Origin of the sequence: Afipia sp. 1NLS2 (assembly GCF_000178995.1) — a bacterium.
GTDB lineage: Bacteria > Pseudomonadota > Alphaproteobacteria > Rhizobiales > Xanthobacteraceae > Afipia.
Map to the genome: position 1 here is coordinate 112,173 of NZ_ADVZ01000006.1, position 24,499 is coordinate 136,671.

Here is a 24,499-nt window from a genome sequence, read left to right on the forward strand (position 1 = left end):
CTGGTCTCCGTCAGGCCCGGTGATAAGGGTGACCGGACAGGATCGTCCCTGCCCGGTAGATCTGCTCCAGGAGCAGGATACGCACGATCTGGTGCGGCCACGTCGCCTTGCCGAAGGCGAGACGGACCTTGGCGCGACGGCTCAATTCCGTGGACAGCCCGTCGGCGCCACCGATCAGCAACACCGCGCAGGGCACCGAATCATCACGCCAGCGCTCAAGATGGCGGGCGATGGTGGTGCTGTCGAGATTGTCGCCGCGCTCGTCGAGCGCCAGCACCATCGCGCCGTCGGGAATGTGCGCGGTCATCGCCTGGGCTTCCTCGGCGATCCGGCCAGCGGCGTCGGCATGGCGGCTTTCGGGGATTTCGTGGATATCGAGGCCGCGGAAACCAAGCTTGCGCGAAAGGCTCTCAAAGCGTTCGCGGTAACGCTCGGCAAGCTCGCGTTCCGGGCCTTGCTTGAGGCGGCCAATGGCGATGACGAGAAGACGCATGGCATGGTCTTATCACGTCAGTCCGCCATCTTAAATCAAGGGGCGCTTAAATCAGCGCGCGACTCCCAATCCCGCATAACAGGCAAGATCACTCCAGACGCGCCGGCGACACCTCGCCGGCTTTAACGCGCCTTCTTGGCCGGTTTCTCCGAGGTCCACATCTTTTCGAGATTGTAGAACTCGCGAACCTCCGGCCGGAAAACGTGGACGATCACGTCGCCGGAATCGATCAGCACCCAATCGCAATTGGCGAGCCCTTCGATGTGCGGCGCTTCGATCCCGCTTTCCTTCAAGCCCTTGGCGACATTCTCCGCGATCGCACCGACGTGACGGTTCACCCGTCCGGTGGTGACGACCATGTAGTCGGTGATGGAGGACTTGCCGCGAAGGTCGATGGTGATCGTATCTTCCGCCTTCATGTCGTCGAGGCGGGAGAGGATCAGGGTGAGTGTCTCGTCGGCGTCAGGACGCGCCTTCAGGACAGCGATGGACGGAGACTTTGCTGCCGTCCGGGACAATGCAGATGCGGTCAGGGACCACTCCTTTCACTGTGTCGCGGGCACCGAATCTTCCGATGCCCACGTGCCTATTTTAGGCATGTGGGGTTAATGCTTTCAATCGTCCAGACTTGTGAGGCCGTCAGACTGTGGTGTTTGCGTCACGTCTTCCAGCTTCCGTCCGGGTTCCGCAATCTGGTCGATGACAACGGCGATTTCATGCCGGTGAGGAAGATCCAGGCTGGCGGTGTCATGGTGGCGAGTTGGCCTGCGTCGCGCTCGGGGATGCGGTGCTGCATCAGGGCTTGTGCTGCGGGCGAGGATAATGCGCCGAAACTGTCGGGCGGCCGGTCGATCACGGCCATGGGAACCAGATCGGCAATGGTGCGCCAGCCTTTCCAGCGATGGAATTGGGCGAGATTGTCGGCTCCCATGATCCAGACAAAGCGGACGGCCGCACAACGCCTGCGCAGGAACTCAATGGTGTCGAGAGTGTATCTCGTGCCGATGACGGATTCGAGACAGCTCACGTCGATGCGCGGATGATGCGCGAGACACCGCGCGGCCTCCATGCGTTCCTCGAGCCGGTGCGGCGCCTTGTCCTTCAGCGGATTGCCGGGCGTCACCAGCCACCAGACCCGGTCGAGGTTAAGCCGCTTCATCGCGAACAGCGTGATGTCGCGATGCGCGGTGTGCGGCGGATTGAACGAGCCGCCGAGCAGGCCGATGCGCATGCCGTCGGTATAAGGCGGGATCGCTTCGCGCAGCGCCGGTGTGTGGTTCACGGGCGCGTCTGCCCCGTGCCATGGACACGATATTTAAACGAGGTTAGTTGCTCGACGCCGACAGGACCACGGGCATGAAACTTGCCAGTGGCGATGCCGATTTCCGCGCCAAAGCCGAACTCGCCGCCGTCGGCGAATTGCGTCGAGGCGTTATGCAGCACGATGGCGGAATCGACCTCGTTGAGGAAGCGTGTAGCGGTCTGCGTGTCCTCGGTCACGATGGCGTCGGTGTGATGCGAGGAGTACTTCTCGATATGGTCGATTGCTTCATCGAGCCCGCCGACGACTCTGGCGGCGATGATCGGGGCTTCGAATTCGGTCGCCCAGTCTTCTTCCACGGCAGGCTTCACGCGCGCGTCGGCATGCTGTACCTCGGCGTCGCCGCGCACTTCGCAACCCGCATCGATCAGCATGGCGATCAGCGGCTTGAGTTGTGCAGGTGCAGCGGCCTTGTCGATCAGAAGCGTCTCGGCCGCGCCGCAAACGCCGGGACGGCGCATCTTCGCATTCAGGACAATGGTCTTGGCCATGTCGAGCGAGGCGGCCTTGTCGATGAAGACATGATTGTTGCCGTCGAGATGCGCGAACACCGGCACGCGCGCTTCGGCTTCAACGCGCGCAACGAGGCTCTTGCCGCCGCGCGGCACGATCACGTCGATGCGGCCGTCGAGACCCGACAGCAGGAGGCCGACAGCGGCACGATCGCGCGTCGGCACCAGCGTGATCGCGGCTTCCGGCAGGCCGGCCTTGCGGAGCCCTTCGACGAGGCAGGCATGGATCGCCATGCAGGAGCGGAAACTGTCGGAGCCGCCGCGCAGGATCACGGCATTGCCGGATTTCAGGCACAGCGCACCGGCATCCGCCAGCACGTTCGGGCGGCTTTCGAAAATGACTCCGGCGACGCCGAGCGGCACGCTGACGCGCTCGATGGTCATGCCATTGGGGCGGGTCCATTTCTCGGTGACCTTGCCGACCGGGTCCTCAAGACCGCGCACCACGTCGAGCCCTTCCGCCATGGTTTCGATCCGCGCGGGCGTCAGCGCGAGCCGGTCGATGAAGGAGTCGCTCGCCCCCGACGCGCGCGCTTCCGCGACATCCTCGGCATTGGCGGCGAGAAGTTTTGCGGAGGAGGCACGCAAGGCGGCTGCCATCGCGGCCAGCGCGTCGTTCTTCTGCTGTGCAGGTGCGAGCGCCAGCACCCGCGCAGCCGCGCGCGCCTCTCCCGCCAGATTGGACATCAGCGCAGGCAGGTCGGTTGTGTCGTCAACGGCTTTCAGCGGGGCATTCATGGGGATCGGTCCGGGTCGTCAGGTCCATGCAGTAGCATAAAATAGGAAAGCGGGGAGCTTGCCGCTACTCGGCCAATGGCCGAGCAGGCCCAGTTTCATGGGTTCGCCGCCTCGTCTGCCTCGCGGTCATGCCGGTGCGAGACGACGAGGTCGTCGCGGTGGATCATTTCAGGGCGACCGGTAAGGCCTAGAATTTTGGAGGCTTCCGCCGAGGATTTGCCCTTAATGCGCTCGGCATTGTCCGCGCCGTAGGCGACCAGTCCACGGCCGATCTCGTGGCCCTCGGGACCGCGCACCACCACGGCATCGCCGCGCGCGAATGCGCCCTCGATGCGGGTGACGCCTGCGGCGAGGAGGCTGCGCCCGGCGTGCAGCGCCTTCACCGCGCCTGCGTCGATCACCAGCACGCCCTTCGGCTCCAACGATCCCGCGATCCAGCGCTTGCGTGCGGTGACCGGATTGGCGGGCGTGAGAAACCACGTGCATTTGCCGCCGTCGGCGACGGCCTGCAGCGGATGTTCGATCTTGCCGGAGGCGATCAGCATATGGGTGCCTGCTGAAGTAGCGATCTTTGCCGCCTCGATCTTGGTGCGCATGCCACCGCGCGAGAGTTCGGATTCGGCCGCACCCGCCATCGCCTCGATGTCGGCGGTAACGGAGTCGACAACCGGAATGAGTTTCGCGTTCGGGTTGGCGCCGGGCGGAGCTGTGTAAAGCCCGTCGATGTCGGAGAGCAGGATCAAGAGATCGGCGCTGGTCATGGTGGCGACGCGCGCGGCGAGGCGGTCGTTGTCGCCGTAGCGGATTTCGCTGGTCGCGACAGTGTCGTTCTCGTTGATGACCGGCACCGCGCGCCATTCGAGAAGTTTGGAGATGGTGGAGCGGGCGTTCAGGTAGCGGCGGCGTTCCTCGGTGTCCTGCAGCGTGACGAGAATTTGCCCCGCGCCGATGCCGTGATGATCGAGCACCTTGGCCCAGATGCGTGCCAGTGCGATCTGGCCGACGGCGGCGGCAGCCTGGCTTTCCTCCAGTTTCAGCGAGCCGGACGGCAGCTTCAGGCGCGAGCGGCCGAGCGCGATCGAGCCGGACGAAACAACGAGCACATCCTTGCCCGCGCGATGAAGTTTCGCGATATCGTCGGCCAAGGCTGCGAGCCACGCACTTTTCACTTCGCCAGCAGCAGAATCGATCAGCAGCGATGAGCCGACCTTGATGACGATGCGGCGAAAATCATTCAGCCGGGGATGCATCTGTGAACGCGACATGAAAGAACATTTTTAAAAAGTGGAGGAAAACAGGGTTCAACTCGACAGCGGCGACCAGCTCGGCGCTGGTGGCGGCGTCTCATTCTCTGTCGGCTCGCCCTTCGCCTTGGCGGAAACCGGTGCTTCGCTGATGACATCGGCGAGTGCGCGCAGAACTTCCGGAACGCCCTCGCGGGTCACACCGGAGAGCAGCATCGGCGTCTGTTTCGCCGCGCGCTTCAGCCGCGCCTTCTGCTCTTTCAGGTGTTCGGGCGTCACTGCATCGATCTTGTTCAGCGCGACGACCTCGACCTTGCTGGTGAGGTCGTGCTCATAGGCGGCAAGCTCGTTGCGCACGGTCTTGTAGGCCTTACCGGCGTGCTCACAGGTCGCATCGACCAGATGGAGCAACACGCGGCAGCGCTCGACATGGCCGAGAAAGCGGTCACCGAGGCCGGTGCCTTCATGCGCGCCTTCGATCAGGCCGGGAATGTCGGCGAGCACGAACTCGCGGCCGTCGACGTGCACGACGCCGAGCTGCGGATGCAGCGTGGTGAACGGATAATCCGCGATCTTCGGCTTTGCGGCGCTGACGACGGAGAGGAAGGTCGATTTGCCCGCGTTCGGCAGGCCAACCAATCCCGCGTCCGCAATCAGCTTCATGCGCAGCCAGATCCAGCGTTCCTCGCCGGGCTGACCGGGATTGGCGTGGCGCGGCGCGCGATTGGTGGAGCTTTTGAAATGCGCGTTGCCGAAGCCGCCGTTGCCGCCTTCGGCGATGACGAATTTCTCGCCGAGCTTGGTGAAGTCATGCAGCAGCGTTTCGCGATCCTCGTCGAACACCTGCGTGCCGACCGGCACCTTCAGCACGATGTCCTTGCCGCCCGCGCCATGGCGGTCGGAGCCCATGCCGTGGCCGCCCTTCTGCGCCTTGAAGTGCTGCTGGTAGCGATAGTCGATCAGGGTGTTGAGGCCGTCGACCGCCTCGATGATGACGTCGCCGCCGCGGCCGCCATTGCCGCCGTTCGGTCCGCCATACTCGATAAACTTCTCGCGGCGGAACGCGACGCAGCCGTTTCCTCCGTCGCCGGAGCGGATGTAGACCTTGGCTTCGTCGAGGAATTTCATGGCCTACCCGTAACGCGAACAGGCACGCCCGACAACCGCCGGACATGCCCGTTACAAGGTCTCGTTAATATCGCCGTGCCGTGCCCCAGTTCCGGAGCGACGACCACACCGTGCGTTCCAGCCGGAAACGGTCCACCGGGGTGGAGGAGCCGAGCGCCAGGAAGCGATGTAATTCGACGCCGGTCCATTGGAAGCCGCACTTCTCCAGCACATGGCGCGAGGCCGGATTCACCACGCGAGCCCCGGAGCGGACCTCGTCGATGGCGAACTCCTCGAACGCGAAATCGATCAGCGCGCGGGCGGCCTCGGTGCCGAAACCCTTGCCCCAATGCTCCACGGCGAAACAATAGCCGAGCTCGGGGGCGTCCTGCCGTTCCCATGTCAGGCTCGCAAGGCCTATGGCCGCGCCCTTGTGCTCGATCAGAAATGTCATGCCATCGGCTGCAACGACGGACGAAACGAACCGCGCGGCATCATCCAGTGTATAGGGGTGCGGCACGCGACGAAGATTCATGGCCACGCGCTTGTCGGCGACGATGCGCGCAATGGCTTTTACGTCCGCGAGGGTCGGCTGGCGCAGAACCAGACGTGCCGTCTCGAGGACGACGGTTCTCAGCTCCCGCAAAGGCTTGATGGGATGTTCCTGTAACATGGCTCGCTCCTTTTGCAGGCCGTTCCCCAGCGGCCGGAAAAGTGAAAGGGGAGGCCGGTTTCCCGTCTCCCCTTGAGAGCCTTTACGCGCTCCGCCGGTTCAACGAGGACCGGCAGAACGTGATTTTCTGCCGTCTATTCAGCCGCTTCCGCCACCGGGACTACGGAGACGAAGGTACGGCCGTTGGCTTTGGCGCGGAATTCCACGCGGCCTTCGGCCTTGGCGAAGAGGGTGTGGTCGGTGCCCATGCCGACATTCGCACCCGGATGCCAGGTCGTGCCGCGCTGGCGCGCAATAATGTTGCCCGGAATCACGATCTCGCCGCCGAACGCCTTGATGCCAAGGCGCTTGCCAGCCGAGTCACGTCCGTTGCGCGATGAACCGCCTGCTTTTTTGTGAGCCATGGCTCGTCTCCAGAATTCGTCTCAGTGTCTAACCCGATTCCGTAACGGAATCATCTCACTTTTTGTCGCTTTTCGCCTTCGGGGCCGCCTTTTTGGCAGGGGCCTTCTTAGGCGCGGCCTTCGGAGCCGCCTTCTTCGCCGCCGGCTTGGCTGCGGCCTTCTTGGCCGGCGCCTTCTTGGCGGTCTTGGCCGGAGCGTCGCCCTCGGTGACGGCTGCCTCGACCTTCTTTTCCTTCTTCGGGCGCGGTCCGATCGAAGGCGCCTTGCCGTCGGTCAGGATCTCGGTGACGCGGATCACGGTGATCTCGTCACGGTAGCCGCGCTTGCGCTTCGAATTCTTGCGGCGGCGCTTCTTGAAGGCGATGACCTTCGGGCCGCGCTTGTGGTCGAGCACCTCCGCCGCGACCGACGCACCCGCCACAAGCGGGCTGCCGAGCACCGGCGTGTCGCCGCCGACCACCAGAACTTCACCAAGCTGCACGATCGAGCCGACTTCGCCGGCGATCTTGCCAATCTCAAGCACATCATTCGGAACGACCCGGAACTGCCGGCCGCCCGTTTTGATGACTGCGAACATCGTTTTATTCCTTCGTGTTCGATCCCGGCGCTCGGACAGGTCCGGGCCGGCTTCTTGTTCAGTCGTTATGGGTTCACTTGTCGATGCAGGCGCAGACAGGCCGCGCACGAGCAAAAACAAACGGCGCGAAATCCTCCGCGCCGGGTGGGTGACTTATAGCCGCGAAAGCCCCCGAGTCAAGGCAATCGGCCCGCCAAATCGGCCAAAATCGAAGGAAAATCAGCCGATTCCGGGCATTTTGGGGGCTTCCGGCGATGCAACTATTGGGTTTCCCCGCCATTGACCCCGGCACATCCGGAGCAGGGGCACCTCATCATATGTCGGAAGAGAACCGCACGGTCGGCATCGGCAACCATGGCGCCTCCCGGCTGCCGTCCGTCGAGGTCGACAGCTACAATATTGAATTGAAGGACGAGGACGGCTTTCTGGGTGACCGCGCCAGCAAGGGAGCTTTTCAGGACATTCTGGAGGCGTGGCGGAAGCCATTAAAGAAGAGCGGCGACGACCCATTGGGCGGCAAGTCCTCCGAAGACCTCGGCAAGAAGAAGCTCGACGAGATTCTGGTCGGCGACGATATCGAGGCTGCGGCGGTGCTACACAGCGCGATCGAGGAATTCGCGCAGGAGCTTGCTTTCGTCACCCGCCGCTTTCTCAAAAGCAAGGCGTGGGAGAAGACCGAGGCCATCGTGGTCGGCGGCGGCTTCCGGCAAAGCCGGATCGGCGAACTCGCCATCGCGCGCACCGACATCATTCTCAAGGCCGAAGGATTGAAGGTGCAGATGGTGCCGATCCGGTTCGATCCGGACGAGGCGGGGCTGATCGGCTGCGCGCATCTGGCACCGTCATGGATTTTTGAAGGCTACGACAGCCTTCTCGCCGTCGATATCGGCGGCAGCAACATCCGCTGCGGCGTGGTCGAGACGTTGCAGAAGAAAGCGCCCGATCTGGCCAAGGCGCGGGTGTGGGCGTTCGAGTTGTGGCGTCATGCCGACGATGAGCCGACGCGCGAAAGCGCAGTGAAGAAGCTCGTGAAGATGCTCAAGGATCTTATCGCGAAGGCGGGAGCCGAAGGCTTGAAGCTTGCGCCGTTCATCGGCGTGTCGTGTCCTGGCGTGATCGACGCCGACGGCGCGATCGAGAAGGGCGCCCAGAATCTGCCAGGCAACTGGGAAAGCAGCCGCTTCAATCTGCCTGCGATTCTGGTGGAGGAAATTCCAACGATCGGCGATCACGACACCGTGGTGCTGATGCACAATGATGGCGTTGCGCAGGGCCTGAGCGAAATCCCGTTCATGCAGGATTACAAGCGCTGGGGCATCCTCACCATCGGCACCGGGCTCGGCAATGCGCGTTTCACCATGCGCAACGATAAAAAGAGCGCCGAGAAGAAGAACGGCGACAAAAAGAATGGCGACAAGAACGGAGGCAAAGAGAAGGACAAAGACAAAAAGAAATCCTGATGGGAAATGGTGCGAGCGCGTTTCTCGCTCGACACCTGCAATTCACCATTCCGCTTTATGAGAATTTTTCGAACTCGTTTCGAATACTGAAAATTCCTCTCACCGATTTCAACGAAGTGATGGAGAAATCGCGGCCTTTGCGCGCTGCGCGATTGACTTGCTGCCGCGCCGATCTAGCGTGTTGCCCGCGAGGCGTTTCTTGATTTTAAAATATCGCATCGAACGCCGTCGCGCTCTGCACTGGTTAGAACAACGCTTCTTCGCATGGCGTGATTTCGACCGACGCGCCATGAACAACAAGGTCGTCGAGAGGAATCGTCCATGACTAGGGTTGATGTTGAATCTTGCGGCAAGAACGAAGGCGAGAATGACAAGTCGGGATTGACGCGGCGCGACTTTGCGATTGCGGGGGCCTCGACGCTCGCGGCGGCGGTGATGCCGGGCCATGCTTTCGCAGCGAAAGCGAGCTCCGCGATGCCGATGTCGATCAGCGAAGCCGGCAAGCGGATGCGGGATGGTTCGCTGTCCTGCGTCGATCTGACGAAAGCCTATTTCCATTACATCGAAATGTATCAGCCGAAGCTGAACATGTTCATTTCGCAATTGAAGGATATGGCGCTGAAGACGGCGGCGGAGCGCGACGCCGAACTCAAGCAGGGCAAGGATCGCGGGCCGCTGCACGGCATTCCGATCCTGGTGAAGGATCTTTACGACATGGCGGGCACCAAGACGACAGTGGGCTCGAAGGCCTTCGTCGATCGCCAGTCGACGGAAGATGCGACCTCGGTTCATCATCTGCTCGAAGCCGGTGTCGTGGTGCTCGGCAAGACCAACATGAATGAATTCGCGGCAGGCGTGTCGGGCACGAACGCCTATTTCGGCGATTGCCATAACCCATGGGCGCTGGATCGCTCGCCCGGCGGCTCATCGAGCGGCAACGGCGCGGCGCTGGCCGCAGGCATCGGCTTCGGGGGTACGTCGAGCGACACCGGTGGATCGATCCGCGTTCCGGCGAGTTGGTGCGGCATCGCGGGCATCCGCCCGACCTACGGTCTCGTCAGCCTGCACGGGCTTTTCCCGCGCGCCTACAGTCTCGATTGCGCGGGCCCGCTCGCGCGCAATGTCTTCGATCTCGGCTTGCTGCTCGACGCAATGGCAGGGTTCGATCCGCTGGATAAGCATTCGGCGCTGGCGCAGCGCACCTCGTCCTACACCAAGGGCATCAAGGACGGTGTGAAGGGCATGACCTTCGCGACGGTGAAGAACTACACCTATAAGGACGTCGATAAGCCGGTGGCTGACGCGGTGGCGAAGGCGGCGGAGAAGCTCAAGAGTCTTGGCGCCAAGATCGTCGAAGTCGAAATCAAGCCGCTGGAGGGGCAGCTCGACTACAACAAGCTGTTCACCAATATTCTGCTCTACGAGTTCAACCAGATTCTCGGCGACAAATACCGCAACACGCCGAACGCCGCCGATCTGTACGGCCCGATCGTGACGAACAATATCGCGGCCGGCTCGAAAGTGTCGAAGGAAGATTACGAGAAGACCATGAACGAACGCCCTGCGATCATCGCGGAGGTGAAGAAGGTGTTCAATCATGTCGATGCGCTGCTTACGCCCGCGCTTCCGACCACTGCACCGTTGTTGAAAGCGTCGGCGCAGGATTACGGGCGCGGACGGCAGTTCACGATTCCATTCAGCTATACGGCGCTGCCTTCAGCGGTGGTGCCGTGCGGATTCGATCCGCAAGGGTTGCCGATCGGACTCCAGATCGTCGGCGATCATTTCAGCGAGGCGGCGCTGTTGCGGATGGCTTACGCCTACGAGCAGGCGACCGACTTCCACAAGAAGCATCCGCCGATCTTCGCGGGAACCCTTCCGTCCTAGTGAGGGGAACTCTCGGCCGCTTGCTTTGTTATTCCTGACAGGTTGCTAAAAATCGGAAGGCTTTGGCCTTCCGATTGCTTTTCCGGCTTCCTTCAAATTCTCCAATCCATTGGCGATGTCAGGCTCTGATATTTCTCTTCAAATATGGGAGGCCGTCAGCGGCGCTCCCGTCGTGGCGACGAATATTCCTGCGCGGCTCGATGCGCTGTTATGGAGTCCGTTTCATACCCGCGTCATCGCAGCTCTCGGTATCACCTGGATTCTCGATGGCCTCGAGGTGACGCTGGCGGGCTCTTTGGCCGGTGCGTTGAAGCAATCGCAGACGCTGCAGTTCAGCAATCTCGATATCGGTCTGGCATCCAGCGCCTATCTTGCGGGCGCGGTGCTTGGCGCACTCGGCTTCGGCTGGCTCACCGACCGCATCGGACGGCGGAGGCTGTTCTTCATCACGCTGGCGCTTTATCTGCTCGCCACGGCGGCCACGGCTCTGTCGTGGAATATCGCAAGCTATGCCACGTTCCGTTTTCTCACCGGCGCGGGTATCGGCGGTGAATACACCGCGATCAATTCGACCATTCAGGAATTGGTGCCCGCGCGCTATCGCGGCTGGACGGATCTCGTCGTCAACGGCAGCTTCTGGCTCGGCGCGGCGCTCGGCGCGGTGGGCGCGATCGTGCTGCTCGATCCGGCCGTAATTGATCCCGACATCGGCTGGCGGTTCGCGTTTCTGATCGGCGCGATCCTGGGCCTCGTGGTGTTCGTGATGCGGTTCTGGATTCCCGAAAGCCCGCGCTGGCTGATGGTGCACGGTCGCCCGCAGGAAGCGGAGCGGATCGTGCAGGAGATCGAACGCCATGCGCGGCCTGCGCGGGAGCATGACGGGGAATTGCCCGCGATCAGGCTGCGGATGCGCGATCACACGCCGCTGCGCGAAGTCGCGCACACGCTGTTCGTCACTTATCGCCCCCGCGCGCTGGTCGGTCTCGTGCTGATGGCGGCGCAAGCGTTCTTCTACAACGCGATCTTCTTCACCTTCGCGCTGGTGCTGACGGATTTCTTCCATATTCCGGCGGATCATGTCGGCTGGTACATTCTGCCGTTCGCCGCTGGAAATTTTCTCGGCCCGCTGTTGCTGGGGCGGCTGTTCGATACGCTCGGCCGCCGCAGGATGATCGCCTTCACCTATGCGATCTCGGGCATTCTCCTGATCGTTACCGGCTATCTGTTTTCAATCGGCGCGCTGACTGCCACGCAACAGACATTGTGCTGGATGGTGGTGTTCTTCTTCGCCTCGCCGGCGGCGAGTGCCGCGTATCTGACGGTGAGCGAAACCTTTCCGCTGGAGGTGCGTGCGTTGGCGATCGCGCTGTTCTATGCGATTGGCACCGCGATCGGCGGCGTCGCCGGGCCGTCTCTGCTCGGCGCGCTGGTCGATACCGGCTCGCGCGCCAGCGTATTTGCAGGCTATCTTTTCGGCTCATTATTGATGATCGTTGCCGCTGTTGTCGCATGGCGGTTCGGCATCGACGCCGAGCGCAAACCGCTCGAAACTGTTGCGCGGCCACTGGCTATCGCAGAATAGATTGAGTCGTTGCGGAGTGAATGATGACGAAGATTGAAACTCGCGCTTTATTGCCCTCCTATCCGGATTCGGATCATCCGGTGTTCTCGCCTTTGCTCGAGGACTGCGCTTTTCTGCTCGACATCGACGGCACGTTGCTCGATCTTGCGCCGACGCCGGGCGCGGTCGTGGTTCCACCGGGCCTCGCGGAAGCATTGAGCGGACTGCATATGCGGACCGACGGTGCGCTCGCTCTGGTGAGCGGCCGCTCGCTTGCCGATATTGACCGTATTTTCAACCCGATGCTGTTGCCTGCCGTAGGCGGTCACGGTGCGGAGATGCGGATGTCGGTCGACAGCGAAGCCGATGCTGTGCACGCGCCGCCGATGGACAAGGATCTGAAGAAGCGCTTTGCCGCGATCGGCCACCTCGATCCGCGCATCATCGTCGAGGACAAGGGCTATTCAATCGCGCTGCATTATCGCCAGGCGCCGAATTGGGAACGCGCGATTTATGATGCGGTTGCGGCCATTCGCGCGGACCTGCCGGAAGCGCCGATCGACGTGCTGCCGGGGAAATCAGTGTGCGAGATCAAGAATTCCGGCATCAGCAAGGCGACCGGTGTGAAGGAACTGCTCAAGCACGAACCGTTCGCGGGCAGGCGTCCGATTTTCATCGGCGACGATATCACCGATGAAAGCGTTTTTGCGATCATGCCGGATTTAAAAGGCGTTTCATTCTCCGTCAGTCGTCATGCGCATGGCGTCGATGGTTTTTTTGCAATGCCTGCGGATGTCAGGCACTGGCTCGCGAGCCTGCTTGACGATTCAGTGGCAGATTAAAATTTCTTTAGAAATTTCCGGCCGGAATTTTTTCGGCAAGTCAAGATTGAAACAGATGCGAAATCCTCCCACTCTCAAGGCTCTTTCGAGAGTTCCATCGGCGCTTGCCACAGTCTTGCCGTCAAATCCACAAAGCAGCACTTAGGAACCATATTGATGAACAGACGTTTATCTGTGCGTCAAACGGAGTGTTCCCTGTGACATTGGTGGTCATATCCAACCGCGTGGCTCGGGCGAAGCCGAACGAGCCGATGACGGGAGGCCTCGCGGCAGCATTGTTGCCGGTGGTGGAAAAATCCGGTGCGATCTGGGTAGGGTCCAGCGGTCGTGTCCGCGACGGACAACAGCGGGAACCTTTCGCGCAAATTGAATCGTTGGGCCGCGGCGCGCTGGCCCTGCTCGATCTGCCGGCCGCGCATTACGGCGGCTATTACGAAGGCTTCGCCAATTCGGCGTTGTGGCCTGCGCTGCATTCGCGTTCCGATCTGATCCGCGTTTCCCAGGACGATTATGACTCCTATCGCGAGGTCAATGCGTTCATGGCCCGCGCGCTGCTGCGCTTCCAGAAACCCGACGTGACTTTCTGGGTGCAGGATTATCATTTCCTCGCGCTGGGCGCGGAATTGCGCAAACTCGATGTGAAAAATCCGATCGGATTTTTCCTCCACACGCCCTGGGCGCCGCACAATGTCATGTCGGGCGTGCCGCATCATCGCGAGCTGATCGAGACGATGCTCGCCTATGACCTGATCGGTTTCCAGACCGATGAGGATTGCGAGAATTTCGCGGGCTACCTCACTCTGGAACTGGGCTACACGGTCAAGAACGGCATGGTGCGCTCGCATTTCGGGCTGACGCGGCTCGCCGCGTTCCCGATCGGCATCGATGTCGAGGGCTTCACCGCGCAGGCGATGCGCGCCATCTCGCATCCCGACGTGTCACGGTTGCGCAAGAGCCTGCATGGTGAGCGTCTTGCGATCGGCGTCGACCGGCTGGATTACTCCAAGGGACTCTTGAACCGCATCCGCGCCTTCGATCGCCTGTTCGAAACCCAGCCGTCGCTGAAGCGCACGGTTTCACTGCTGCAGATCGCCAATCCGTCGCGCGGGTCGATTGAGGCCTATGGCAATCTTCAGTGCGATCTCGCGCAACTCGTCAGCGACGTCAACGGTCGTCACGGCGAGGTGGACTGGACGCCGATCCGCTATCTCAACAAGGGATTCAGCCAGACGACGCTGGCGGGCTTCTACCGCTCGGCGCATGTCGGGGTGGTGACGCCGCTGTACGACGGCATGAACCTCGTCGCCAAGGAATATGTCGCCGCGCAGAACCCAGCCGATCCGGGCGTGCTGGTGCTGTCGAAATTCGCCGGCGCTGCGAACGAACTGACCACCGCGCTGATAGTCAACCCGCATGACATCGACGGCATGGCGCGCACCATCGGCATGGCGCTGGCGATGCCCGCGCCGGAACGGCGGCTGCGCTGGGAAGCGATGATGACGAAGCTGCGGGCTGGCAACATCCAGCACTGGTTCGAATCCTTCATCGCCACTCTGGAAAGCACACGTGACATCACCCAACCCGCACCAGAGGCGCCGCGGGCCGGGCGCGAAACGCTCGGGCGGGGTGGCGCGGTGCTGCAGTGGCAGGCGAGCACCGCCCTGCACTGAAACGGCGGCTGGGCTGTTTTCGCCCCATCGCCCTGAAAAATCTCGCTATTCCTCAAAAATGTGAGCGGGAAGGGGCCTGCCTGCTTGCAAAATCCGGCCGACGCCTTCATGACAGGCGCCACGGAGAGGTGGCCGAGTGGTTGAAGGCGCACGCCTGGAAAGTGTGTATACGGGAAACCGTATCGCGGGTTCGAATCCCGCTCTCTCCGCCAGTAATTGCGATTAATACCTTGAAATTACAAGTAAATTTCGATATGTAGGCTTATATCACCCCACCGCATTCCCCACCCGAGGCCAGCATGCAGACTATTACGGAGGAACAGCGCCAGATTGTTGTCCTGGCTCTGGCTAGGATGTTCCAAGTCATCGATGCCCATCGCGATGAGATCAAGATTGATCCAGCTGATTTAGGGACCACGATCGACTTTCAGGTGGGTTACCAGCCCGACCTCGACAATTTCTTGAAACGATGGAAATCGGACCCAGTCGGCCAAGGGCTGAGGCAAGGCATCCGTGAACTTGGAAGGATGATTGCTCCTCACGTCACGATAGACACTCTTAAAAAGATTGCGACCGAAGCGGCGAGTCAGAGCCAGAACCTCGAATGGTCAATGGCGGTCGCCGACCACATGTGGGACGGTCTCAAGACTAGCGACGGCACCACCTGGACAGCGTAATCCACCTTCGATCAACATTTGAAGATTAGCTCGCTTTGGTTGTGGTATGTGGACCGGGTGTGCTTGGTCCATTTTTTATTGCAACATGCCGGCGGTCTGGCGGGAGGCTTTTGGGCACGAATCTCCAAAAGGCTCATTTTCGACCGGCGAGCTATCTTGCGAAGAACAGTAAACTGGACTTCACTTTCTGCCTGCCCTGGCCAATCTCGTAGTCGCCAAGGATCGCCTGCTGCACTTTGTTGGCGCGATCATATTTCTTTGCGAATGGCGGATTCATGAGCACACCACGTCACAGAAACCATCTTGCGCCCCGAGTAGCAATCGATCGCAGCTCGCGGTCAGGGGCAAGTTGCCACCCCTATAAAAGGGGAATTTCGATTTTTCCGCCGAAAGTGAGAGAAACCCCTTGTGTCGCAGGCGCTTTTTAGGAAAACAAAAATCTAAAAAATTGGCCGAAAAATACCATTTTGGCAGCGCCGGCTGACATGGTCGGGGGTTGGGACGAGCGATCGCTTCCTTGCATGCTGCGTGTGTGAGTGGTTGGACCGTCGGGGAATGTTCTCTCGGATGGAGCTGTACTAAATCCTAGTGCGGGGGTGGACGCTGGTACCCATAGGGAAGTGTACCATAGAGGATAGCCTACCGATGTTGGTAGGCGTCTCCTTCTCACCTCTGCTTCCTGGCATCACCCCAACGATATTCAACCGGCTCACCGGGCTTGGGTTTCGTAAGAGGTACGATCCAGCCCGTTCGCACGGCATTCCGACGGGCTCGCTGAAATTGACGGCGTGGCCAATCAAACATACTCGGGTTCAACCCGTCGGCGACCCAGAACTGAGCATCCGGCCCATTCTTGGCCTGCAGCCACGCTATAAGCGCAGTTAAGTAAGGATCCTTCACCATTCCATCGAGAGTTGCTTCGCTGAGCCAAGCACCGTGTCGTCCGATGCGGTTGGTGCCGTCCATGGTGTACTTCCAAGCGGACCTCGCCACCCGGACCACCTCCTCATCCTCCAGAGGTGGGATACAGGAATCCTCGTTGAACGTCCGTGCCACGTCGAGAAGGTCGTCAAACGTATCGCAGTCGTGGGCGTCGTGCATGCAATGCCACCAGAGCGCCTTGTTTCGTTCGCCCTCATGTGCGGTCCTGGGCCGCGCTTGATCGCCGGACCTCCAGGCGTTCTGCATGAAGGGCAGGTCGGGCAGATCGTCGAGTGTGCCATGAACGATCTCATATGCCATGCGCGTGCCTTTCGACGGTGGCGCGACAACGTACCCGTCACCGAGCTGATCGATCGGAAGGTCCTTTCCCCACGGCCGAACTTGGCGCTTCTCGCCTCGGTGGCGATACCACGCTTGGAAGTTACCTGAGCCGGTGCGGACAACGAACGGAGTCTCGCCGTGACGAGCCAAGGCATCGGCGAGGACTTGCTCGTCTTTGGAGTCAACATCTAGGACCGTCAGGCCGGTGACGCGGCCGCAGACCAGACCAAATGCGCTCGCATCGGCGAATTGCTTTGCCAGTTTTTTGCTCGCCAAGCTTCCGACCTTCATGTATCCGCGGATCGCCGGTCGCTTTTCGTTAGCTGTGATCTTCACCGGGAATGTCGGAAGCCCGCGGGCAGCATATTCCGGCTGCCACTTCCCGAAGACACCCATCTCCATGACTTACGGCTCACGGGTGAAGCCGGTGGCGACGAGCGCTTGGATTTCCTCAGAGCGCCAGGCCGTGATGCGTGGCCCTAGCTTGATTGGCTTGGGGAAGCGGCCCGACTTCACGCCGGCCCACCAGGTCGACTTGCTGACGGGGATCGGACCGGCCGGAGCGAGGACCGCGGAAAGGCGCAGTAGCCGGTCATTCGAATAGTGCGAGTTCAAGGGACACCTCAATGCTCTGATGAGAAGGAGGTGCTTTATTGATCAGGTGCCGATCGCCTTGGACGAACTCGGATAACCGCTGTCCGATTTCGGAGAACTTCCGCGGCTTTGCAAGCCGATTTCGGATTGGTGCCATCTCAAATCGCCCAACTCTGGAGAGCGTTGTGAAACAGCTTGGCCTTCACCATTAAGGAAGGGAGTTTGACGTGGCAGAGAACTTTGATTGGACGGCTAACGATGAGTTGGTCTCGGTCAGAAAACAGAATGCAATCGCGGTTTATATCTCCACGGCGGGCACTGTGGTTGTTCGACAGCAGGGTGATGAACCGGGTTCAGATACGTGCATCCATCTAGCCGCGCACCTTGTGCCGGACCTCATCGACCGGCTTGAGGACGTTTTCTGCTTGGCGGTTTCGCCGGGCTGACTTTTGATTGGCCGCCATCTTCTTCTGGTGGCGGCCAATCGAGTTCCTCCATGGCCGTTCTTAGACACCTCAACAGAGTGCCCTGGTCGACTGTCGGGACTTCCTTTATCCGCAGGTCGTTGATTATCTCCCCGGTGGCCGGGTTTCTCGGGGCTCGCGGATTGTAGCCATAACCTGCAACGGCCATTCCCAGGACGAGCTTCATCAGCGATTGTCGTTCCTTGAAGTTTGGCGGGGGATCGTCTGCGAGCTTTTGCACGTCCGCTTCCAGCTCGGCCACGCGAGCGAGCAGGGCTTCTCGGCTTAAAGCAGGATCGGGGCGCTTTCGCGCTTCTGGATACGACCGCGTGATGCACGCTTTCAGGGGGTAGTTAATCCGCACTCCCGTGCGTTTCGCCCACAGGAGCAGAGTGGGGGGAGAAATCTTGTCCGGCGAGCCGGCTAGCAACTCAGTTCCGCAGTGGCGTTCGATCAGCGTGCGCAGCCGGTGAACAACCCGCTGAGCAGAAGGAATTTCGATCGGCTCGCTCGGATCGCACTGGTGAATTAAGGCCGACGATTCGAATGCCGTCCAGAACGGCATTTTGCACCAGACCTTATAGATTTCGACCAGGTCTTCCTCTTCTTCTTCGTACCACTCTTGAGACATCTTCATCTTGGGGCTGTTGATCGTCAATCGCCGGTTAAACACGCTCGCAGGATTAATCAATGCTCCATGTCAACGCGGGGTCGACGTCGAAACTTTGATCGTTTTCTGAACGCCTTTTACTGGTGCCCAAGCACTTCTTTCACCCGGGCGACAGCTTTGGGCAGGTCTTTCCTAATTTCATCGCCGGGGATGCGAACGGAGCGAATGCCCAATGCCGCGAGCTTCTCGGTAACAACAGCGTCCTTCGCTTTCTGTTTGGGACGTAGATGAAAGCCTCCATCGCAGAATACAGCGACACGTTCATCGGGGAAAAACAAATCCGCTTCCGTTACCAGACCGTCGGTATGGCGAAACTCTACGTCGTTCCAGAGATGGTACCATGACGGAAAGGTTGCCCCATCACTCATGATAAGCATCTGGCACGCGGGAAATAGCCTCTCCTTCGCCAGCGCCTGAATCACAAACAACTCGATAGGCGTCTCGGCACCCCAGACCCGCCGCGCTTCGACCTGTTTAAATGGTGTGAAGAAAAGCTTCCGTCGATGTTTTTCATAACGAGCCTTCATCTGCTCGGACGGCATCCTGATATCCATTGTGAGGGTTTCGTCGTCGTCAGCTAACTCCGTCGCCAGGAAGAACTGATCGACCACGATACCCATCTCGTCGAGATAGCCCTTTCGTTCGCCATCCATATAGCCCGGTAAATTTCCGAAAAGCGACCATCCACCCGAGAATGGATCGTACCCCGCGTACATCGGCTCGGTCGCAAGCCAACCGTCAACATCAAGCTTTGCGACCAGATCAATCGTCGCTTCCTGAACCCGCTCCCGTTTTGACGCAGGGATGAGCGTCATCGCGAAGGGTCGGACCTGCAGGACACCGTCTACCTCGCCAGCCGGCACGCAACTCAGGACGAGAGAAACGAGCTGAAAGCTTGTGCCGCGCTTCTGGAATAACTCGACCTCTCCGTCGCTGGGCTTATCGTGCAATGTCCCGCCCGCTGCTTCGGCCATCGCCTTTGTGGCTGGCTGGATTCCGCCAAGATCGAGCGTGGCGACCCGGATCAATTCCGGGATGGACGACCAATCCAGAGCGAGCGGCAATTTCGGCAGTATGCCGTAAGCCGGGTCAGCCAACAGTGAGGCGGGTCTATTCTCAATCACCCGTGAACGTTACCTCGAACGTCGCAAAATCCAAAGCCAAACCCGAAGTTAAGGCGCGGAATCTCCGCTAACGGATTCGCGCTGCGGCCCTTTCGGCGTTCGCCACGATGTAGCTGGAAAATCTAAGCCCGATATAAAGAGTCTAACGTCGTCGCCGTTCACGAATATAAAGTCGGCGCTGTTCGATATGGCTCCGTCAGGGTCGCGCGCCCCACGAACACGACCGTGCGCAGTGTGGAAGGTCAGGTCTTCGTTGATGAGGTATCCGTACCGAGCGAAACCAGCGCCATAGAGACCGTCCACACCTTTCGGATATTGGGCAAACTGGACTTTGTTATAACCGGGCTTGAGAAGACTGACGAACGCCTTCTCTGCATCGGCTACCACCTGCTTCCGATTCAGCTTGTCCTCGAAGTCATCGTCTCTGAAGTCGTGATCCAATTCAAAGGTCTGCAAGACGAGGGAATTGACCCGGAAAAGAAAAAGATATGTTTCGTCCGACACCCGCGCTCCTGGATAGCGCTGCGGCTCATTTGCAAGAATCTCGGTTCTTGCATGATGACCCTTAGCAATGAGGCGGTCGAAACTGTCTCCAGTGCGGGCAATGCCAACATACAAAAGGTCGTAGATGGAGAATTCGGCATGGCGGTCCAAGCCTTCGATCCCCGGTCGGCCATGCGATCGATCGCATAACAACTTCTCCGTCGTGAACCACTCCAGAACCTTTGATCCCTCTTCTTTTATGGGCCCGTCCCAAATTCGGATGCCTTTGGGCCCAAGTTCGAGCCACAACGGGCTCTCATTGCCGACGACGCCGGGAAGCGAACGTATGTCGAGACGCACTTCGTCCGAAGGGCCGCCCTCGATTGCAAACTTAAAGGTCAAAATCTCATCGTCTTCCTTTTCGAATTCGATGAATTTAGCTTCTGGACGGCCGCCGATAATGTAGAAGTCGCTTTCCCTAAGCAGCGGCTCTACCTCTGGATCATCTTTAAACCAAACAGCCTCCTGGTTGGACATTGGTAGATAAACCAACTCCAGCATTGAGATTTTCGATTTTGTGACTGTTGGGTCCGTCATGTTTTTTTGGATACCATTTCGAGGCTCAAGATTGAACAGGCGCCGGGTCTTATTTACCGCGAGCGCGATCGATCGCCGAATCAATCTCGCGCTCGGCTGCGGCGGCGGACTCTTCCAACGCCTCTCGGATATCTGCCGTCGAGGCCATGAATGACTGGTAGTTCGACAAGGCGGTGTGCGGGTTCTGGTTTGCCCGTAACCGCGCTGCCTGCTTCTCCCATGACGGGATAGGGTCGGACCGGAATTTGTGCGGGTAGTTCTTCCCGAGCCATTCGACCAGCTGGAGCCAGTTGCCGCTCCAGCTATGGTTCATCGCGAACGCTTTGCCTTCCTCCGAGAATGCAAGACGCCATGCCTGAGTGCTCACTACCGCTTCGTCGCGCGTCGTCTGCTGACCCGCATATACGCCATCCGCTACGATATCGATGCAGACATTCTGCTTGTAAATGATTTCGTCCATCTCATCGGCGAGCGCCGAGATCGTGGTCTTTGGATTATGATCGCAAGTCTTGCGTAACAATGCGCAGCCGTTAGCAAAATCATCGAACCCACCGGGGAATGTCGTGTGACCGTGGAAATACTTCTTTGCCCGTTCCGGCAGCTTCTGGTTTGAACTCCAGCCCAACCCGCGCGGTTTGTAGGTGCCAAAATAGCCGCACGCCGTGTCGAAGTAGAGCGCCGAGAGCGCGGGCAAAATGGCTTCGTGTCGGAGGCCTACGTGATAGACTTCGTTACGATAGCCATGCAGGATCGTGACCGTTTGCGCGATCTCATCCGACAGACTGGCTTCGATCTTTGCGAATTTCAGCTTGGCATCGAAGTTACGGCCGAGCGCTTTGTTCAGCGCGTCCTGGTGCGCGTATTCCTCACGCAGGAACGAATAGGATTTCAGGTCGGGCGCCTTCTCCTTGGCAATCTGATGAAACACCAGCTCAACAGCGTTGTCGGTTAGCATCAGGCCGAAGCGCGCGTTATGCACGTCGCCCTTGGCGATGTGCTCCAGGGCGAGATCGAGTTGTTCGAGTACTGAAGCAAGAAACAAAATCATCTGAAAACAATCCATCAAATCTGTTTGTGATGGAAGGCAAGAATTGGCGCGTCGTCTGCAACCCGACCGGGCTCTTTTCGCTGGCACTCACCGGCTCAACCGGTTGCCGCAGAGCGTTTGTCCCGGCCAGTCCCTCGCGCGCCGGAGGCGGTAGGCTTCGCGTCCCGTCTGACGGCGGTGCTATGCCAACACTCAATTCCGTCGTTAGGCTGGCGCGCCCGGGGAGGTTCGTCGCGGTACTGATCTCGTGTTCCGCCGCGCTGCCGTACCTTGGCAATAGGAGTGCCAAGCCTCCATGAGCTTGCGGCGCTTCTCCAGGGCGTCACCACGTCTGTACGCACGTTCCGCCTTGTCTCCGACGAGGTGCGCAAGTGCCGCTTCCGCGACCTCTCGCGGGAACGCAGTGGCATCGCCGGCCCAGTCCCGAAATGAGCTGCGGAATCCGTGTGGCGTCGCGTCGACGTCCATCCGCTCTAGCACGGCTTCCAATGAGGTCTCTGACAGTGGCTTGCCTCGCTTCCCACCGGGAAAGACGAACCGGCTCTCCTCAGTCTGGAGCCGTTTCACCTCCCGCAGGATTTGGAGTGCCCGGCTGGTGAGCGGAACACGGTGTTCGCGACCTCCCTTCATTCGGGGACCCGGGACGACCCAAAGTCGGTCGTCGAGCGATAGCTCAGGCCAGACGAGGCCGAACACTTCGCCGGAACGCGCCGCGGTTAGAATTGCAAACTCCAGTGCTCTCGGTGCTATTCCTTCCATCTGCCGTAGCCGCTGCATGAAGGCGGGTACCTCCTGGACGGGGAGAGCTTTGTGATGCCCTCTCGTTAACATTGGTCGCCTTGGCAAGATGGCGTCAAGATGTCCGCGCCACTGTGCTGGATTCTCTCCAGAACGCATGCCACGCGCCTTGGCGAAGCTCAGGACGCGCTCAATTCTTCCCCGCAGCCTGGAGGCCGTCTCCGGTTTCGAGCGCCAGAGCGGCTCCAGAACAATGAGGACGTCGTCGGTCGTTATCTCTGCTACCGGCTTCGACCTGATCTGTTGGCAATAGGTCGTCAGGGTCATCGTCCATTGCGCTCGGTGCTTCTCGTTTCGCCACGACGGAGACATGCTTTCGATCAGAGCGTCGGCTGCCTCGCCGAACGTGACTTGTGACTGTTGCGCATCGCGCGCCGCCAGGGGATCGCGTCCTTCAAGGACGAGCTGGCGAGCATTGGCAGCCTTCTCTCGGGCCTTGAGCAATGGCACATCTCGCAGCGGCCCCAAGCCCATCTCGCGGCGTCGGCCGGCCCTCTTCCACATGAACACCCATGACGCGGCACCGCTCGGACTAATGCTGAGATACAACCCGCCGCCATCCGAATGACGACCCGGCTTTGTGAGAGTTGCGACCTTGCGGGCGCTCAGCTTGTTGACGAGCTTAGGCACAGTTCCCCCACCTTCTTCCCCACCCGAAACCCTAGATTTCGCTGGATTCGGTTGGACGACAACGGATGGAGAATGTCGTAAAATGCTTGAATTACAGTGTCCAGTGAAACTGCACTGGGCGAGGCCGGACAATAGTATGGCGGACGCTCTCTCCGCCAGTCTAAGCATATGAAAAAATTATATTATTTATACCTGCGCGTGAGCGCTGGCTTTGGCCTGCCTCTAGGCTGTTCCGCCTACGACCTGGACATCAATTGTGTCGCCACTGGCCGGCGGCGGTCGATGATCCGATGATGTGCGCATCTCATCGGTGAGTGGGGCCTTTCCTCGCTTTTGCACCCATGCCGCGTGCCTCGCGTTCTTTATTTCCCCTTTATAAGCCGCCCTCCAAATTCCCATCGTTTCCTTAGCTGCGTCTCTCTACATGATCGGCGAACACCGCATCACGGAGAGCGTCATGCTCGATATCCTCCTGGTTGCTTTGGGGCTTGCCCTTTTCATTGCGTCCATCGGCTACGCCACTTATTGCGCAGGATTGTGAGGTGGCCATGTCACTCGATTACACACTCGCCAGCCTCGTGACCGTGGGCCTGACCATCTACCTGACCTACGCGCTGCTGCGCCCGGAAAAATTCTGAGGGGCGCGCCATGACATTTGTCGGCTGGATTCAGATCATTACCTTCTGCGCCATCCTCGTTGCGCTGACGCCGATTATCGGCGGCTACATGACGCGCGTTTTTAATGGCGAGCGCACATGGTTGTCGCCGGTGTTCTTGCGTGTCGAGCGGGCGATCTATCGTGTGGCCGGCATCGATGCGGCGCGCGAGCAGCACTGGCTCACCTATACGGTCGCCATGCTGATGTTCAACGCGGCGGGTTTCGTATTTCTCTATATATTGACGCGGGTGCAGGGGGTGCTGCCGTTCAATCCCGCCGCGATGAGCGGTATTGCGCCTGACTTGGCATTCAACACGGCGGTCAGCTTCGTCACCAACACCAACTGGCAGAATTACGGCGGCGAAAGCACGATGTCCTATCTCGTGCAGATGCTCGGCCTGACGCAGCAGAACTTTCTGTCGGCGGCAACGGGCCTTGCGATCGCGGTGGCGCTCATTCGCGGATTTGCGCGGGCGTCTGCGAAGACCGTCGGCAATTTCTGGGTCGATGTCACCCGCGTCACACTTTATGTCCTGCTGCCGGCCTGCGTGGTGTTGGCACTTTTCCTGGTCTGGCAGGGAATGCCGCAGACGCTGGGCCCCTATGTCGATGCGACGACGCTGGAGGGCGCGAAACAGACCATCGCGGTCGGTCCGGTCGCGTCGCAGGTCGCAATCAAGATGCTCGGAACAAATGGCGGCGGCTTCTTCAACGCCAACGCCGCGCATCCCTTCGAGAATCCCACGGCGCTGTCGAACTTCGTGCAGATGCTGTTGATCCTCGCAATCGGCGCGGCGATGACCAATGTGTTCGGCCGCATGGTCGGCAACACCAAGCAAGGCTGGGCGATCTTCGCGGCCATGGGCATCCTGTTCGTCGCCGGCGTCGCTGTCGCCTATTGGGCGGAAGCGCACGGAACGGCGACGCTCGACGCGCTCGGCCTCACGGGCGGCAACATGGAAGGCAAGGAAGTCCGCTTTGGCATCGTGGCGTCCGCGCTGTTC

The 24,499-nt window shown here is 60.1% G+C and carries 24 protein-coding genes, 1 tRNA gene and 1 pseudogene; 10 read left to right on the forward strand and 16 right to left on the reverse strand.

The features are described from left to right. Positions 1–10 precede the first annotated feature (10 nt). The 9 genes from rlmH to rplU all read right to left on the reverse strand — a co-directional run bounded on the left by rlmH (position 11) and on the right by rplU (position 7,069). The gene (gene rlmH, locus AFIDRAFT_RS18835; RefSeq protein ID WP_009341270.1) at positions 11–493 is read right to left on the reverse strand and encodes a 23S rRNA (pseudouridine(1915)-N(3))-methyltransferase RlmH; all 483 of its coding nucleotides are present in this window, start codon (positions 491–493) and stop codon (positions 11–13) included. A gap of 122 nt (positions 494–615) precedes the next feature. Further along, on the reverse strand, positions 616–972 hold the full coding sequence (gene rsfS / locus AFIDRAFT_RS18840) for a ribosome silencing factor (RefSeq protein WP_197083306.1): 357 nt from the start codon (positions 970–972) through the stop codon (positions 616–618). Positions 973–1,151: 179 nt separating this feature from the next. After that, positions 1,152–1,775, reverse strand: a complete 624-nt coding sequence (locus AFIDRAFT_RS18845) for a nicotinate-nucleotide adenylyltransferase (protein ID WP_009341272.1) — start codon at positions 1,773–1,775, stop codon at positions 1,152–1,154. Then, entirely contained in the window at positions 1,772–3,064 is a 1,293-nt protein-coding gene (locus tag AFIDRAFT_RS18850; protein WP_009341273.1) for a glutamate-5-semialdehyde dehydrogenase, read from the reverse strand. Before AFIDRAFT_RS18850 ends, AFIDRAFT_RS18845 begins: the two co-directional genes overlap by 4 nt. Before the next feature lie 95 nt (positions 3,065–3,159). Beyond that, positions 3,160–4,314, reverse strand: a complete 1,155-nt coding sequence (proB, locus tag AFIDRAFT_RS18855) for a glutamate 5-kinase (protein ID WP_009341274.1) — start codon at positions 4,312–4,314, stop codon at positions 3,160–3,162. 51 nt (positions 4,315–4,365) lie between these two features. After that, positions 4,366–5,436, reverse strand: coding sequence for a GTPase ObgE (obgE, locus tag AFIDRAFT_RS18860; RefSeq protein WP_009341275.1), 1,071 nt, complete (start codon positions 5,434–5,436; stop codon positions 4,366–4,368). Between the two features lie 64 nt (positions 5,437–5,500). After that, positions 5,501–6,088 (reverse strand): GNAT family N-acetyltransferase, encoded by a 588-nt coding sequence (locus AFIDRAFT_RS18865; RefSeq protein ID WP_009341276.1) that lies wholly within the window; start codon positions 6,086–6,088, stop codon positions 5,501–5,503. Between the two features lie 134 nt (positions 6,089–6,222). Continuing rightward, positions 6,223–6,492 (reverse strand): 50S ribosomal protein L27, encoded by a 270-nt coding sequence (gene rpmA, locus AFIDRAFT_RS18870; RefSeq protein WP_002717526.1) that lies wholly within the window; start codon positions 6,490–6,492, stop codon positions 6,223–6,225. 55 nt (positions 6,493–6,547) lie between these two features. Then, entirely contained in the window at positions 6,548–7,069 is a 522-nt protein-coding gene (rplU, locus tag AFIDRAFT_RS18875; protein ID WP_009341277.1) for a 50S ribosomal protein L21, read from the reverse strand. A gap of 317 nt (positions 7,070–7,386) precedes the next feature. On the opposite strand from rplU, the gene AFIDRAFT_RS18880 reads away from it, so the two are divergent. From AFIDRAFT_RS18880 to AFIDRAFT_RS18910, 7 genes are all read left to right on the forward strand, one after another. Next, positions 7,387–8,529, forward strand: coding sequence for an ROK family protein (locus AFIDRAFT_RS18880; protein ID WP_040298831.1), 1,143 nt, complete (start codon positions 7,387–7,389; stop codon positions 8,527–8,529). A gap of 321 nt (positions 8,530–8,850) precedes the next feature. Further along, positions 8,851–10,416, forward strand: coding sequence for an amidase (locus AFIDRAFT_RS18885; RefSeq protein ID WP_009341279.1), 1,566 nt, complete (start codon positions 8,851–8,853; stop codon positions 10,414–10,416). Between the two features lie 115 nt (positions 10,417–10,531). Beyond that, complete coding sequence (locus AFIDRAFT_RS18890) at positions 10,532–11,998, forward strand: MFS transporter (RefSeq protein WP_009341280.1); 1,467 nt, start codon at positions 10,532–10,534, stop codon at positions 11,996–11,998. A gap of 23 nt (positions 11,999–12,021) precedes the next feature. Then, positions 12,022–12,819 (forward strand): trehalose-phosphatase, encoded by a 798-nt coding sequence (gene otsB / locus AFIDRAFT_RS18895; RefSeq protein WP_009341281.1) that lies wholly within the window; start codon positions 12,022–12,024, stop codon positions 12,817–12,819. 197 nt (positions 12,820–13,016) lie between these two features. After that, positions 13,017–14,489, forward strand: coding sequence for a trehalose-6-phosphate synthase (locus AFIDRAFT_RS18900; RefSeq protein ID WP_009341282.1), 1,473 nt, complete (start codon positions 13,017–13,019; stop codon positions 14,487–14,489). 122 nt (positions 14,490–14,611) lie between these two features. Then, positions 14,612–14,701 (forward strand) — tRNA-Ser (locus AFIDRAFT_RS18905). An 87-nt stretch (positions 14,702–14,788) separates the two neighbouring features. Further along, positions 14,789–15,166 carry a hypothetical protein gene (locus AFIDRAFT_RS18910; protein ID WP_009341283.1) on the forward strand — a complete coding sequence of 126 codons (378 nt, stop codon included), beginning with the start codon at positions 14,789–14,791 and terminating at the stop codon, positions 15,164–15,166. A 666-nt stretch (positions 15,167–15,832) separates the two neighbouring features. Here the strand turns inward: AFIDRAFT_RS18910 and AFIDRAFT_RS18915 are convergent. The 6 genes from AFIDRAFT_RS18915 to AFIDRAFT_RS18940 form a co-directional block, all read right to left on the reverse strand. Beyond that, complete coding sequence (locus tag AFIDRAFT_RS18915) at positions 15,833–16,831, reverse strand: bifunctional DNA primase/polymerase (RefSeq protein WP_009341284.1); 999 nt, start codon at positions 16,829–16,831, stop codon at positions 15,833–15,835. A 3-nt stretch (positions 16,832–16,834) separates the two neighbouring features. After that, a complete protein-coding gene (locus AFIDRAFT_RS18920) occupies positions 16,835–17,044 on the reverse strand; it encodes a helix-turn-helix transcriptional regulator (protein WP_009341285.1) in 210 nt (69 codons plus the stop codon). Positions 17,045–17,419: 375 nt separating this feature from the next. Next, positions 17,420–18,178, reverse strand: a complete 759-nt coding sequence (locus AFIDRAFT_RS18925; RefSeq protein ID WP_156786919.1) for a hypothetical protein — start codon at positions 18,176–18,178, stop codon at positions 17,420–17,422. Positions 18,179–18,234: 56 nt separating this feature from the next. Next, a complete protein-coding gene (locus AFIDRAFT_RS18930; protein ID WP_156786920.1) occupies positions 18,235–19,254 on the reverse strand; it encodes an endonuclease domain-containing protein in 1,020 nt (339 codons plus the stop codon). A gap of 75 nt (positions 19,255–19,329) precedes the next feature. Continuing rightward, complete coding sequence (locus AFIDRAFT_RS18935; RefSeq protein WP_050789628.1) at positions 19,330–20,325, reverse strand: hypothetical protein; 996 nt, start codon at positions 20,323–20,325, stop codon at positions 19,330–19,332. Between the two features lie 85 nt (positions 20,326–20,410). Then, positions 20,411–21,496: a hypothetical protein gene (locus AFIDRAFT_RS18940; RefSeq protein ID WP_156786921.1), complete on the reverse strand. Its 1,086-nt coding sequence runs from the start codon at positions 21,494–21,496 to the stop codon at positions 20,411–20,413. A 195-nt stretch (positions 21,497–21,691) separates the two neighbouring features. Between AFIDRAFT_RS18940 and AFIDRAFT_RS20445 the strand changes: the two genes are divergently transcribed. After that, positions 21,692–21,841: a hypothetical protein gene (locus tag AFIDRAFT_RS20445; RefSeq protein WP_349509557.1), complete on the forward strand. Its 150-nt coding sequence runs from the start codon at positions 21,692–21,694 to the stop codon at positions 21,839–21,841. 45 nt (positions 21,842–21,886) lie between these two features. Here the strand turns inward: AFIDRAFT_RS20445 and AFIDRAFT_RS18945 are convergent. Further along, positions 21,887–23,005 (reverse strand): annotated as a pseudogene (locus tag AFIDRAFT_RS18945) (tyrosine-type recombinase/integrase); the annotation flags it as partial. 380 nt (positions 23,006–23,385) lie between these two features. On the opposite strand from AFIDRAFT_RS18945, the gene AFIDRAFT_RS18950 reads away from it, so the two are divergent. Then, the gene (locus AFIDRAFT_RS18950; protein WP_002715533.1) at positions 23,386–23,475 is read left to right on the forward strand and encodes a K(+)-transporting ATPase subunit F; all 90 of its coding nucleotides are present in this window, start codon (positions 23,386–23,388) and stop codon (positions 23,473–23,475) included. 10 nt (positions 23,476–23,485) lie between these two features. After that, positions 23,486–24,499, forward strand: a 1,014-nt coding sequence (kdpA, locus tag AFIDRAFT_RS18955; RefSeq protein ID WP_009341293.1) for a potassium-transporting ATPase subunit KdpA, incomplete at its 3' end; no start/stop codon positions are given.

Coding starts and splice junctions, on each gene's coding strand:
- rlmH (WP_009341270.1), bottom strand. CDS start 493: ATGCGTCTTCTCGTCATCGCCATTGGCCGCCTCAAGCAAGGCCCGGAA.
- AFIDRAFT_RS18850 (WP_009341273.1), bottom strand. CDS start 3,064: ATGAATGCCCCGCTGAAAGCCGTTGACGACACAACCGACCTGCCTGCG.
- proB (WP_009341274.1), bottom strand. CDS start 4,314: ATGCATCCCCGGCTGAATGATTTTCGCCGCATCGTCATCAAGGTCGGC.
- obgE (WP_009341275.1), bottom strand. CDS start 5,436: ATGAAATTCCTCGACGAAGCCAAGGTCTACATCCGCTCCGGCGACGGA.
- AFIDRAFT_RS18865 (WP_009341276.1), bottom strand. CDS start 6,088: ATGTTACAGGAACATCCCATCAAGCCTTTGCGGGAGCTGAGAACCGTC.
- rpmA (WP_002717526.1), bottom strand. CDS start 6,492: ATGGCTCACAAAAAAGCAGGCGGTTCATCGCGCAACGGACGTGACTCG.
- rplU (WP_009341277.1), bottom strand. CDS start 7,069: ATGTTCGCAGTCATCAAAACGGGCGGCCGGCAGTTCCGGGTCGTTCCG.
- AFIDRAFT_RS18880 (WP_040298831.1), top strand. CDS start 7,387: ATGTCGGAAGAGAACCGCACGGTCGGCATCGGCAACCATGGCGCCTCC.
- AFIDRAFT_RS18885 (WP_009341279.1), top strand. CDS start 8,851: ATGACTAGGGTTGATGTTGAATCTTGCGGCAAGAACGAAGGCGAGAAT.
- AFIDRAFT_RS18890 (WP_009341280.1), top strand. CDS start 10,532: ATGTCAGGCTCTGATATTTCTCTTCAAATATGGGAGGCCGTCAGCGGC.
- otsB (WP_009341281.1), top strand. CDS start 12,022: ATGACGAAGATTGAAACTCGCGCTTTATTGCCCTCCTATCCGGATTCG.
- AFIDRAFT_RS18910 (WP_009341283.1), top strand. CDS start 14,789: ATGCAGACTATTACGGAGGAACAGCGCCAGATTGTTGTCCTGGCTCTG.
- AFIDRAFT_RS18915 (WP_009341284.1), bottom strand. CDS start 16,831: ATGGAGATGGGTGTCTTCGGGAAGTGGCAGCCGGAATATGCTGCCCGC.
- AFIDRAFT_RS18935 (WP_050789628.1), bottom strand. CDS start 20,325: ATGCTGGAGTTGGTTTATCTACCAATGTCCAACCAGGAGGCTGTTTGG.
- AFIDRAFT_RS18950 (WP_002715533.1), top strand. CDS start 23,386: ATGTCACTCGATTACACACTCGCCAGCCTCGTGACCGTGGGCCTGACC.